This window comes from Chryseobacterium capnotolerans, assembly GCF_021278965.1.
GTDB classification, from domain to species: domain Bacteria; phylum Bacteroidota; class Bacteroidia; order Flavobacteriales; family Weeksellaceae; genus Chryseobacterium; species Chryseobacterium capnotolerans.
On sequence record NZ_CP065589.1, the window covers coordinates 2,511,188 to 2,524,501 of the forward strand.

The window sequence follows — 13,314 nt, forward strand, 5'->3', positions numbered from 1 at the left end:
TATAATTCTGTATTAATTGGAAAACTTTTAATTAATTATTTATTTTTGTCCTGATAAGCAAACTCAACAATATCACTAATTGCTTTTTCTATTTCTGATCGGCCCTCTTCACTTTTCATATCCAGACCGCAGAAAGTACTTCCATTAGCAGCGGTGTGAATATTCAGATAGTAAGCCCCGGAAATTAGCAATGCCATAATAGCTCTGAATCTTTTTGCTCCATCTTCACCAAAATAAGGATCAGTAATATTTTTAAACATTACATCTCCCATTTCTTCACGCTCATCGGCAAGTTTCCTTAAAATAGGTTTATGCTCTGAAAGTTCCCAAAGAATAATCTTTTGAAGTTCTTTATTCTTCTTAAGGCTTTCGAATTGATTAATCAAAGCAATTTTAGACAGTTCTTTCCCACCGTCACTAAGGTCAATTTCGTTAGCGCCTGCAAGATTATTACTCCAGTAATCCTGAGATTTGATATACTCATCAATCAACTTATCAGTACTTCCGAAATACTCGTAGATCAATTTTTTATCAAAACCAGCTACTGCTGCAATTTTGCTTACTTTTAGGCCAGAGTAACCTTTTACTCTTAAAATTTTACCAACTGCGGCCAACAGTTTCTGTTTGGTCTTCTCCTTATCTCTGATAGGACCCTGTACAACTTTTCTAGGCATGGTTGTTATTAAATTTTTTTGCAATATGCAATTTATTATTGATATCTTCAAATGCATTTAGCGTTTTGTCTAAATGTTTTCTCTCATGAGTAGCCATTACAGCCATTCTGATTCTTGCATCTTTCCTCGCTACTGCCGGATATAATATGGGATTAGTATAAACACCATGCTCTATAAGGAGCTTTCCTACATCTCCGGTTATATTAGGATCTCCTATTTTCACCGGAACAATTGCGGAACAGGTATTTCCTGTATCTAATCCTATATCATTCAATCCTTTTTTAAAGTAATTTATATTTTCCCAAAGCTTAATACGCCACATCGGCTCTTCATCTACAAGTTCAATTGCTTTGATAATCCCCATTGTAGACGGCGGAGCTGTTGCAGAAAATATTTGCTGGCGGGACTGAAATCTTATAAAAGCCGCCATCTTTTTATCACAGATCACATAACCTCCTACATTACCGAACGTTTTACTGAATGTCCCTGTAATAAAATCAACTTTATCCATCAAACCAGCATCTTCCAATGCTCCTCTTCCTGTTTCTCCCAGGATTCCTACTCCATGAGCATCATCTACCATTAAATAGGCATTGTATTTTTTCACTAAATTATAGATATCTTTCAAAGGAGACACATCACCATCCTGTGAATAAATACCGTCAATGATAACTAGCTTTGTACGAAATTTATCTTCAGATGACTTCAAAATGTGTTCCAAAGCTTCCAAATTATTATGAGGAAATGTTTTTGTATTAGTAAAAGCACATCCTTCATGTACACTGGTATGTACAGCCATATCTATAATTGCGATATCTTCTTTTTGTAATAAAATCTGAAGAGTTGCACTGTTCGCTGTATATCCTGTTGTAAATATCACTGCTTCTTCCTGCTTTCTTCCAAAAAAAGAAGATATCTTTTTTTCCAGATCATCATGAAAAACAAAATGCCCTCCAATAAGTGGCGAGGCTCCTGCTCCGGTTCCATATTTCTGTATTCCATCAATGGCAGCTTGTTTCACTTTCGGATGTTGTGTAAAACCAAGATAATCATTAGAAACAAAACTTACAAAATCATTTGACTTTCCTGCTATATCTACATTCATCACGGAACTACATCCTGAGTTATTTTTCAATCTGTAATTCATGTGTCCATTCGATTTCATATAGTCTAAAAAATCATAAAATATTTCAGCTCTTTTAACTATATCAAAGTCTGGGATATTCTCAAAATCCCTAAATGTTGCTGTTGTGAAATTGATGCTCATCCTTAATCTTGTTTGTTGTGGTTTATAAGGAGCAAATATATAGCTATTTTAAAAGGCTTAAGCTCATGTAAAAGATTAAATATTATTAATGACACAATAATTTCTCTTAGTCGCTGGAAACCAAATAACTTAAATATCTGTAACCTTGAATATTTTTCTTTGGAAGTAAATTATTTAGTTTTTCTTACCTAAATTTAATAAAAAAAAGCAAACAATAAAACAATATTTATAAATAAAAAACAAAAATTTATGATTATTTCTCATAACAATCTCATTTATAAATGATTATTTTTTCCATTATTCTATCTGTTAAATAATGCTATAATTGGCAACGCTTTTATTCTGTATTTTATATTAAAATTAATCATTAAAAACGATTCAAACAATATTTATTAGGAGCTTTAAAAATTAAGGCCTGGTTTGAGATGACTTCCTGAAATCGCCGGGGGTTACGCCTGTCATTTTTTTAAAGAATTTTGAAAAATTGGAGGGGTCATAAGTAAATATCCTGGCAATCTCTGCTACAGAATGATCCGAATCAGCAAGCATTTGCTTGGCCCGCTGGATAATTTTTTCGTCATAAAAGGAACAGGGATGCCGGCCTGTTTCTTTTTTAATAGTATCGGTAAGGTGTTTGTGTGAAATGGCAAGCTGACCAGCAATTTCATTGACCTCCATAAACTCAGGAACCTCTCCCGAAATCACTTGTTGGATATGATTTTCTAAAAAATCAAAATAGTGATGGGTTATTTCTTCACTTCTTTTCATCTTGTTTTTTTATTTATAATTAATTAAAACTATAAAACTAAAAATACGAATTAAAATCCATATGGTGAACTTTTCGGGTAAAGTACAGATACTTATGTTCTAGATTTTATGCTTAAGAATTAATGTACATTTCTGACTTTATTCATTTAGGAATATATCTATAAAAAAACGAAAGATCTCTTGCAGAGACCTTTGTTTTTTTTGAGATAAATCGTTTGTGTTTCTAGAACCTTTATTGTAATAAGCGACCTATTTTCATCACTGCGGGAACTGTTTGCAAAAGTAGATAACCCATCATCCCTGATCAAAAAAAAATTGTAGAATAATCATAATATGCATGTAAAATTTTTACTACAAAACCCAATGAATAAGGGCTACAGCCAAAACATCTATCCATTTAAAAGTTGATAATCATTTGGCAAAGTTTAACTCTTTGTATTGCAATAATTTTCATTCATTACACCCCAATTATTCCACATCTTACACTCCTTCTATAATTGTAAAAAGATATTCTAATCCTTTATAAATGAATTATCAATTATAAAAACTAAGTTCAAGAAGTTTCTTTATAACCCAATTCACAAAACAAATTATCACATTGTGTAGAAATATTACTACAAAAAAGCCGACTAATATAAGCGTCACTATCAACAAATACAGACAAAACTTATCATAAAACAAATTAAAACATGCTAATTTATCTGTATAATTTCATTATTTTTACAGCATCAAAAAAACATTTTAACGCTTAAAAACACACACGCAAAAAATTAATGACAAAAATTTATTTCCAATCGTTCCTACCTATTAAAAAAACTTCGGCTTGTACAAAAACTATTATTAACCGTTTTTTGCTTTAAGGCAAGAGACACAGATCAGTTTTGCATGAGAGTTTGGGCATTGTTTTTTACTTGCTTATATTTCAACATATACGGACAACGCTATACATCTACCTGGTATAATATTGACAATGGACTTCCACAAAGCAGTGCAAAGGCTATTGTTAAGGATAAATATGGTTTTATCTGGATCTCTACAGAAAACGGTCTTGTACGGTATGATGGGAGTTCCTTTATTACGTTCAATAATTTTAAAATAAACAACCTTCACTTTGGTGAATTTATTGGTGATCCTTCACAGGACAGCATTACAGTCCTGAATGATTTTCAGGAAAACAAAGTCATTATTAAAAACAGATTTCCTAAGCTGACCCAACTTCACAGCAGTGACAAGATCACTTTCACTACTGGAAATGAATTTATACATCGTGTTGCCAATAACATTCTGGCCTGCAATTTTTACAATGATATCCAATATTTTGTAAAGCTTAAAAACGCAACCTATAGCTTCACTGAAAACAATCTTATCCTTTATAAGGATCACAAAGGGAATGAAACAAAAATATCCATTCCTTTTACCAATAAGGATCTGAACAATATGTTTGTGTTCAATGAAGTTCTTTACATTAATGATGTAAAAAAAGAAAAACCTATTCCATTGATAACGGGAGACTTTCCATTCATGATGAGCCCAATCTTTTTAATGATCCCAATACAAGGATTTACTGGCAGCAGATTACCAATCAAACCTTTGTCATCAATCACAATGACATTTATATTGTTGTAGGTGAAAAAAATAAACCTTCGCTCAAATTTCTTGTAAAATACAATGAAATAGGCAGCCACTCCTATTGCTCTATGTTTTATGGATGGAAATTCAACAAACTTTATCTCGGAACCCTTAATAATGGCTTGAATGTTCTGAAACTCTCTGATTTCTATGTAGCCAAGAAAAAAGAGGATTTCTCGAACAACGTTTATTACGCTTCATTACCTTTCAGTAAAAGCACGATCATTGCTGAGGATGGAACTGAATTCGGGAGAGACGGAATAGTGAAAAAGCACCCTTTTGGCAATAATGACAACTATCTTATGATGTATGATAAAGCCGGAAATATACTGATCCGGAAAAGAAGCAGTGTCATTAAATTTTACAAGGATTCCGGTTATAAAAGAAAAGATTCTACTTTTATAAAACAGGGGTTTCAAGCTTTCTTACAAAGTGGAAGTTTGTATGGAGCTTCATTTTCCGATTCTTCAAAAAGCCAGCTTCAGATTTTTAAGAAAGATCCGTTTACAAAACCGGATTACACTTATGAATTTGATGGTTTTGTCAATACTTTTTTCCAATACGATGAAAATGAAATTTTAGTAGGTAACAGTAATGCTCTTTATTCTATTACTTTAGGAAGCAAGACTATCACTCCTATTCACAAAAATATTCATGTAAAAAGTATTATCAAAACGAAAGATAATCTGATTTGGGTGATGACCAATAAAAACGGGTTTTATCTTCTCAAAGATCGGAAGCTTATAAAAATGCCGACTGATAGAAGTAATAATCTTATGTCTGCTCATTATATTCTGGAAGATAGAAAGGGTTTCTATTGGATATCTTCTAATAATGGTCTTTTCAAAGTTCCAAAGAAACAACTTCTGCAGTATGCACAAGACAGGAAAAGTCCGGTCTATTATTACCGCTTCACAAAAAGAGATGGTTTTTTGACCAATGAATTCAATGGAAGCTCACAACCTAACGCTTATGCATTGGAAAATGGAGATTTTGTATTTCCTTCGATGGATGGATTTGTATTTTTTAATCCGGACACCGTCAGAACTTTTTATCCGGATAAAAACAAAATCTATATAGAAAGGGTAAGAATCGGAAATTCTGAACCTCAATATTTCCGTCATACTCTTGATCTTCACAGTGATTATAAAACAGCGGAAGTCTTTATTGATATTCCTTATTATTCTAATCTGGAAAACCTTTATTTGGAGGCAAAAGTTTCTGGTAAAGAAAACTCAGAATGGGAGCCGATCACTACTGGAAAAGAACTTAAATACACACTCAGCAACCTTGCTCCGGGAGATTATACTCTGAATGTCCGGATGCTGATTTCTCCGGATGGACAATTTGAACAAAAGTCTATCCAATTTAAGATTCAACCCTTTTTTTATCAAACATTATTATTCCGTGTTTCTGCATCCATTATTATTCTGATTATCATCATTGTGATTGTTCAGCTGATGACGAATTTTTTAAGAATAAAAAACAGGGTACTCAAGCAGATTGTCCATAATAAGAATTCGGAATTAAAGGAAATTTCTCTTACCCTTGAGGGAGTGAAAAGTGATTTACGCAAAGAAACTGAATACCAGAAAAAGCTGGTGGAGACTATCAGTCATGATATTACCACTCCTATCAGATTTATCGCCATGCTTTCGCAGAAACTTCATGAATCTGATGATCTGGAACTTCAGAAAAAGTACTTTGACAGTATTTATAAATCTTCTGAGCAGCTTTATCAATTTACTCTGAACTTAAAAGAATATACAGAACTGTATAAGGCAGAGAATATTTTTGAAGAAGAAGAATATCCCGTCAACAAGATTTTAGAGATCAAGAAAAAGCTCTTCTGTGAAATTGCAAAAGAAAGAGGAACAAAAATCATTAATATTGTAGAAAATAAAGTCTACTCTCAAGTTAATGAAAGTATTTTAACAGCTATTATTCATAATATTCTTGATAATGCTGTAAAAAACACCTTTGATGGAGAAATATATCTTGATGCAATAGAAATCAATCAGAAAATTTCCATTACAATCTCTGATACAGGAATAGGAATGCCTGATGAACAGATTAATATGTACATGAGTTTATTTAAAAACCCAAAATTGGACACCCCTAGTTTCAAAGGAAAAGGTCTTGGATTGCACATGGTTATTCATTTGGTCAAAAAAATAAATGCTGAAATCAGTTTCAGGCACAACCAGCCCCAGGGCACCGTTGTGGAATTAATGCTCAATAAAAACTAATTTACTATGAATGAAAGAATCTTAATTGCTGATGATCACTATGTAGTCAGAGCAGGAACCGCTTTAGTCCTCGAATCGGGGTTTCCTGAACTGAAAATAGATTTTGCAGAAAACTATGCACAAGTAAAGAAAATGCTGGAGTCCCAGGATTACAGCCTTATTATTTTGGATATTGATATGCCTGGAACCCAATATAAAAAAATGATTTCTGAACTCAAAAGCATACAGAATGATATAAAAATACTTGTATTTTCCGGATATGACAAAGATGTAGCGATACAGTATATCCGAGAAGGTGCTGAGGGCTATCTGAATAAACAGAGCAGTGAGGAAGAGATTAAAAATGCGGTGCGAAACGTTATTGAAAAAGGATATTTTTACCCTGCAGAACTTATTGGGCTGATCATTCAGAACAAAAAAAGCAACCCTGCTGAAAAATTATCGTCCCGTGAATACGAAATTTTTAAGCTTTTAGCAGACGGAAATGGAAATCTTGAAATTGCTAATAGGCTGAACATTCAGATGTCAACCGTAAGTACTTACAAAAAAGAATTTTCCAGAAGCTTGATGTTGCCAATATTGCAGAACTCATTAAGGTGTATGAAATGATGCACTAACAGTTGGATGCCGGAAGCTGGAAGTTATTAAGTCTTCAGAATCAATGTGATCTCATTGTTTTAATTGGAAAATTATTGATTTTGTTCCCTATTTTAAATTATATGTTCAGTATAAACTTCCAGCTTCCCTACTCTATAATCAGTGCCTATTACCACGATTGAAAGAATGATTTTTACAATTAAAAAATAATCAGGAAATTTACAGGACCTTATTTATACGAAACCGCTGCATTTTAAATGCAAAAAATCATGAATCCATTGGAAAAAGCAGATCAGGGAAGCCGACGTTTCCGATATATAAAACTTTGTATTTTCTTTTCCGGACTTTCGGTATTTGCACAGCTTTATCTTTTTCAGCCAATGCTGCCCATGGCCGCAGAACAGTTCAAAGTATCTGTTGGAGATACTTCTCTTCTGGTTTCATCATCCACCATCGGAATGGCATTGGGCTTACTATTCTTCGCTTTTAAAGCAGACAGTTATTCGAGGAAGGGCTTGATGACTTTTTCATTAGTTTCTTCTGCTTTACTGACCATTATTTCAACATGGATTCCGAGTCTCAGTCTTCTGATCGCTATCGGGATTTGTAAAGGGTTTGTCGTTTCCGGGGTTTCGGCAGTAGCCCTTGCCTATCTTACAGAAGAAGTAAACGCATCGGTCATAGGAGCGGCCATCAGTATGTACCTTAGCGGGAATACCATCGGTGGAATGAGCGGAAGAATATTAGCCACCATTCTTGCGGGAGAATTTGGCTGGCGCAATGCTGTTTTGGTGATCGGAATAGAAAGCCTGGTTCTGGGAGTGGTATTCTGGAAATTATTTCCAAAATCAAAGTTTTTCAATCCACAAAAAACTGATTATCACCTTAAGGTAAAACAAATGAAGTTTTTCCTTACCAATCCTTATATGCTTCGGTTGTACCTCATAGCAGCCCTTGTGATGGGTGCTTTTGTAAGTGTATACAACTACCTGACTTTCAGATTAGAGGCTCAGCCTTTTTCTTTAAGTCATTTTATTATCGCTTTTATATTCCTCATGTATATTTTCGGAGTTTTCGGAACAATGACTGTTGGCCGGCTTTCCAAAAAGATTTCTTCCAACACTATTCTTAAATCTTCTATTCTCAGTATGCTGGTTGGAGCTTTGTTACTGCTGTCTGAAAACCTTTATATTCTCATTTTTGGCCTTGGATTATTCACTTTTTCCTTTTTTGCAGCCCACACTATGGCAAGCCAGATGGCTGCCCTTTATGCCAAACGAGGCAAATCTTCAGCCACTTCCATTTACTGGTTGTTCTATTATTTTGGATCAAGTATTTTAGGAAGCGGGACCGGCTATCTTCTTCATTCTTATTCATGGAATGTTTTTATTGCTTTTCTTGTGATTGCTGTAGTAACAGCCCTTCTTCTGGCAACCGCTAACCGTTCTCAAAAAAAATAAAAAATTGATACCACATCCATACCACATTTTGTTTTTGCAGTAAATTATAAGAAACAGCAATATCCTATTATTTTAACACATTCTTAATTTTTTGCATTAAAAATTTAACCAAATATTCAAATAAACATGACTTTTTAATAAGATGCAAGGCATAATATTTGATGTTTATACATGACCTTATCATCCACTAAAAATTCAAAATATTATGAATGTAGCAGATCTTAAAATCAAAAACTTAGTCGAGTACAAAAATCAGATTTATACGATCACTGAAATTTTTCAGAGTATAGAACAGGGATATTTTGTTAAAATTGAAAATGATATTCACAGTATTTCGGTTCCGGCAGAAGCTATAAAACCTATTAAAATAACAGAGGAATGGCTTGAAAAACTGGGGTTTTCAAAAACATACAGTTCAGATCAAACGATCAGATATGAAAGACCGGAAGCTTTTATAAAATATGATATCGACTTGAGCTCCAGAAAAATCCTGGAAGGGTTGAAAATATATGGGAATGCCATCAAATGCAAGTATATCCACGAGTTTCAAAACATTTTCTCGTGCTTATTCGGGAAAGAACCTGCTTTACATTTTGGCTACCTGAAGACAGAGTCATAAGTTAAATAGTTCTTAGTTATCGAAAACCACAGTTTATACAGCTAAACTGTGGTTTTCTTTTAGAATATGAGTGATCAATAAGTAATAAATAATGATTACATCAATTCATTGATGAAGATCGATGTCTTAAAAATTCCGAAAAATTCACCATACATAAATCAGTCATTTCGTGCATATTTGTATGAAGCTATTATTTCATTAATACAAAAAAACACTCGATATGATTTTAAAAATTATTAATTCCATCCTTATTCTTACTGCCGTTTTTATGGGTTTTAAACAGGGAACTGCCATGTTCTCCGGAAAACCTGAAATGACTGCTATGTTTGGAAAATGGGGGTTTGACAAAACCGGACTGATGATTAATGGAGCTATCACAATCCTGGCTTCACTATTGATACTGTTTCCTAAAACATTTGTCTGGGGAAACTTTTTAATGGCTGCAGGTATTTTGTTGATTATCTGTTTTCATTTGATGGAAAAGGATTTTAAAGGAGTCCTCATAGAGCTTCCCTTTCTTTTCCTCAACTTGTTGATTATTTATCTTCAGCATCCTCTTAAAAATTAGCTTTGATATGAAATATTCCAATCTTACAATATTATTGGCTATAGGGCTTTCATACACAGCTTGCGGTCAAAATACAAACAAAGAAAAACAAACCTCAACTCCAACTCCAACTTCAAAAAAACAACAGACAATGGATGTATCTAAAATAACGGACCCACAGGTAAAACAGGCAATAGAGGCTCTTCAAACAGGGGATAAAAGCTGGTACAGCTTCTTTATTGAAAATCCAGCCATGACGGATGATGGCAATACAGTAGATTTTAAATCTTTTTTTGCCAATGCATTAGGCAAAGAAATGTTTCTCAGCATAGACCGTATTGAAAATGATGGAAAAAATATTCACGGGAATTTTAAAGCCGGACAGTGGGGAACCTTTCCGGTATTCTTCAAATTTCATAAAAATGCTGAAGGGAAATTTGACCGATTGGATATTGGGCAGGATAAATAAATATAGACTTCTAAAGTATAAAAAAGGCTGTCCTACTTTGTGAGACAGCCTTTAAGCACATCTATCTAAAATCAATTGTGCTTTGATACTAATGAAGATTGTCTTTTTAGCTTTTAAAAACTATTTTATTTGCTAGTTTTAATGTATAAGCATTTTTGTTTTTTGTCAGTGTATACTTTCCTTTTTTATAGGCTACTACTTTTTTAGAAGCAATTTTATCAAGCACTAAGCTACCATCAGATGAAGGTAGAAATATCTCTGCTTTTTTTCCATCTTCGCTAAGAATTACTGAGGCATTAGAAGTGTATGTTTTTTTATTATCCACTTCTTTTAATTGTATCTTCTCTTCAAAAATTCTTACACAGTCATTTTTTATTACTGAGAATGTATATCCTGCAGATCCTTTACAACCATGTTTATCTTTGTCTGAACCTGCGCCTTTTGGAGTAAGTTGTGCTGAAACTCCTGAAGCGAACATTACAACTGCCATTGCTGTAATAAATTGTTTTACATTTTTCATATATGTTTAATTTAATAGATGAATTTACTTATTTTTTATGATACTTATTTCTGTTGGACATTAAATTTACCTTATAATTTCCTAACCTATTTTCTTAATTTAATTTCTTTATAATAAAAGAGGGGTCATCATTGTGTTTTTAGAATTTTTATTGATTTTTAAGTCTCCTTATCTGCCCCCTCTTTTTGGTTTTGCAAATTTTAAAAACTTATTAAAAAAAACAACAATTTTATCATACTACATTTATACCACATTTGTCGATTTCACCCATCAACAAAGCATTTATCGATAAATATCTATAAAAAAACCATACGTCAAGTTAACAAAATGATGCATTTCTACTTTTCCCATCAGGTTAAGGAAAAGCTGAAAGTTGAAAGATTGAGGCCGAAAATCATCTTTTATCCTATACTATAAAAAATATTTTACGATCTATTCTATATTAGAAGTAGAAATCAACAAAAAAAGAGACTACTGCAATTTCTATGCGTAATCTCTTCAACACTAAAATTTTTGATACCACATCGTATCACTATATCAAGAAAGCTAATAAAATGCTAAGTAATATAAAACAGAAATAAAATAAGAATATTTGCGAATATTCAGCTACCACACATATACTACATAGTTTATAACAACATATCTTACAACACCTTAACAACAAAACACAAATAGCCGTTGTTTTATCTTTAAGGAGGCCAATAATCTTTCTTTGACTAAGGATTTATAAAGAATCGAAGAAAATAAACAGTTCTTGTTCAGTAGGAACATTCAGCTTTTTTCGCAATCTGTGTTTTTTCTGCTGTACAGATTTATGTTGTATAAAGGTATATTCGGCAATTTCTTTTGAGCTGAAATTAAGCTTTATCATTGCACAGAATGCCAATTCTGAAGCCCCAAGTCTTGGATTGATCTCCAGAAGTCTAGGACAAAACTCAGGATAGATTTCCTGGAATCTTGTCAAAAATGTAGAATCATTTTTTTTAGCGAGCCCTACCAATTCATCAAAAGAATCATTGATTTTACTTTTCAACGAAAGTGCCTCACTTTTAAATTCATTTTTCTTTTGTCTTAATGCCCGGTTATACCTGTAGAATAAAATAAATATCATCAACGACAAAATAATTATCAAGCCAATAGAAAGATAGATCTTCTTTTGAAAACCATTGGATTCTTCTGCTTTATCACTCAGCATATGATCTATTGAAATATTGATCGCTTCATTCTGAATATTGTCGAGAGCTGTTTTCTCTTCTGTATATTTTTGCATTGCCTCTTCTTCTTTCTGAGGTTCATGCAGCATCTTGTAGGTTTTAGCTATAGATTCATAGACTCCAGGGATATTATACAGCCTGTTTGTTTTACTATAGTAATCCAATGCTTTATTATAATATTCCAATGCTGTTTTGTAATCCTCCAATGTAAAAAAATAATCTCCATAGGTGAGATATACGAATCCACTTTGAACATTTACTTTACCGGTATTAACAATTTTCTCTGAAGCTTTCTGAAGATAGATGAGGGCAGAGTCTTTCCTTTTAGTGTACATCAGATGATGCTTAGCCAAAAGTGTATTCAAAAGAACTCCCTGACCGTCAATCCTTTTCCCTTTCTGCAAATAAATGTATGCTGAATCTGCTTTATTCGCTTTATACAAAAAATCAGCCCTGTTGGCATAAAGTCTATACAGATAAAACTTTCTTTTCTCTGCATCTGAAATATTTTTAAGATAATATAAGCCTTTCGCATTCAGTTCCAACGCACTTTTATAGAGTCCTATTACCCCATTCAGCTGGCCATGTTCCTGATACAGCCTTGCCTTTAATACCGGGCTATTAACATTCTTAAGTTCTTTTTCAGCCAGAGAAAGATAAGATAATCCTCTTTTATAATTCCCTATGGTTGCTGAAATATTGGAAATATTGATGTAACAAAGGATAATTCCTTCCTTATACTCCTTTTCTTCCGCCAGATTCAAATAGTCTTTATTAAGGCGGACAAGGTTTTCATAATCTCCTTGAATTCGGAGTGACTCTGTTTTCTTAAGCAGAATGCTATCAAACCTTTCACGTGAAAATGCTTCCTGACCATACGCTGATCCGGCACAACACAAAAGGAATAAAAACAAGAGATTATATGAATAAAACATTCTATTTAATCGAGATGGGAACATGTTATTAATTATTTAAAGATAATAATTGTTAAATTTTAATTCATTTGATTGTTTAACATAAATATTTGATTGCTAATAAATTCTGTTCATTTGTAATTTCGATATTGCATTACAAATAGTATTCCAATTCTATTATATAATTTTTCTTCTAGATAAAAATCTATTCCGCACAACCTTACAAAAATTCAAATTAATTGAGAATTCTATAATAAAGAAGAAGCCATCTCAAAATTGAAGATGACTTCCAGATCCAGTCTGAAATTATTATTAACATGCAAACATTTCCTATATCAATTTATTTTTTTAACTCAACACGAGATATATTGGCCCCAGATACCATAC

Annotated in this window: 12 protein-coding genes; 7 read left to right on the forward strand and 5 right to left on the reverse strand. The window is 32.9% G+C overall.

The features are described 5' to 3' along the window. Window positions 1-35: 35 nt before the first annotated feature. From H5J24_RS11945 to H5J24_RS11955, 3 genes are all read right to left on the reverse strand, one after another. Complete coding sequence (locus tag H5J24_RS11945; RefSeq protein ID WP_068942999.1) at window positions 36-674, reverse strand: TetR/AcrR family transcriptional regulator; 639 nt, start codon at window positions 672-674, stop codon at window positions 36-38. Then, the gene (locus H5J24_RS11950; protein ID WP_068942998.1) at window positions 667-1,941 is read right to left on the reverse strand and encodes an aminotransferase class I/II-fold pyridoxal phosphate-dependent enzyme; all 1,275 of its coding nucleotides are present in this window, start codon (window positions 1,939-1,941) and stop codon (window positions 667-669) included. The genes H5J24_RS11945 and H5J24_RS11950 overlap by 8 nt, the downstream gene beginning before the upstream one ends. Window positions 1,942-2,349: 408 nt before the next feature. Next, entirely contained in the window at window positions 2,350-2,709 is a 360-nt protein-coding gene (locus H5J24_RS11955) for a helix-turn-helix domain-containing protein (RefSeq protein ID WP_068942997.1), read from the reverse strand. Window positions 2,710-3,594: 885 nt separating this feature from the next. On the opposite strand from H5J24_RS11955, the gene H5J24_RS11960 reads away from it, so the two are divergent. The 7 genes from H5J24_RS11960 (at window position 3,595) to H5J24_RS11990 (ending at window position 10,279) form a co-directional block, all read left to right on the forward strand. After that, on the forward strand, window positions 3,595-4,335 hold the full coding sequence (locus H5J24_RS11960) for a hypothetical protein (protein WP_232816323.1): 741 nt from the start codon (window positions 3,595-3,597) through the stop codon (window positions 4,333-4,335). Between the two features lie 71 nt (window positions 4,336-4,406). Next, window positions 4,407-6,587: a sensor histidine kinase gene (locus tag H5J24_RS11965; RefSeq protein WP_232816324.1), complete on the forward strand. Its 2,181-nt coding sequence runs from the start codon at window positions 4,407-4,409 to the stop codon at window positions 6,585-6,587. A gap of 6 nt (window positions 6,588-6,593) precedes the next feature. After that, complete coding sequence (locus H5J24_RS11970) at window positions 6,594-7,196, forward strand: response regulator transcription factor (RefSeq protein WP_232816325.1); 603 nt, start codon at window positions 6,594-6,596, stop codon at window positions 7,194-7,196. 257 nt (window positions 7,197-7,453) lie between these two features. Beyond that, window positions 7,454-8,644, forward strand: coding sequence for an MFS transporter (locus tag H5J24_RS11975; protein WP_068945065.1), 1,191 nt, complete (start codon window positions 7,454-7,456; stop codon window positions 8,642-8,644). 205 nt (window positions 8,645-8,849) lie between these two features. Continuing rightward, window positions 8,850-9,263 carry a hypothetical protein gene (locus H5J24_RS11980; protein ID WP_068942994.1) on the forward strand — a complete coding sequence of 138 codons (414 nt, stop codon included), beginning with the start codon at window positions 8,850-8,852 and terminating at the stop codon, window positions 9,261-9,263. A gap of 220 nt (window positions 9,264-9,483) precedes the next feature. Beyond that, window positions 9,484-9,831, forward strand: a complete 348-nt coding sequence (locus H5J24_RS11985) for a DoxX family protein (RefSeq protein WP_068942993.1) — start codon at window positions 9,484-9,486, stop codon at window positions 9,829-9,831. Between the two features lie 7 nt (window positions 9,832-9,838). Then, window positions 9,839-10,279, forward strand: coding sequence for a hypothetical protein (locus tag H5J24_RS11990; protein WP_082811180.1), 441 nt, complete (start codon window positions 9,839-9,841; stop codon window positions 10,277-10,279). Window positions 10,280-10,385: 106 nt separating this feature from the next. Here the strand turns inward: H5J24_RS11990 and H5J24_RS11995 are convergent, their stop codons facing one another. Together H5J24_RS11995 and H5J24_RS12000 are read right to left on the reverse strand one after the other, a co-directional pair. Further along, complete coding sequence (locus tag H5J24_RS11995; protein ID WP_068942992.1) at window positions 10,386-10,799, reverse strand: hypothetical protein; 414 nt, start codon at window positions 10,797-10,799, stop codon at window positions 10,386-10,388. 724 nt (window positions 10,800-11,523) lie between these two features. Beyond that, the gene (locus tag H5J24_RS12000) at window positions 11,524-12,948 is read right to left on the reverse strand and encodes a tetratricopeptide repeat protein (protein ID WP_228407618.1); all 1,425 of its coding nucleotides are present in this window, start codon (window positions 12,946-12,948) and stop codon (window positions 11,524-11,526) included. Between the last annotated feature and the right edge of the window lie 366 nt (window positions 12,949-13,314).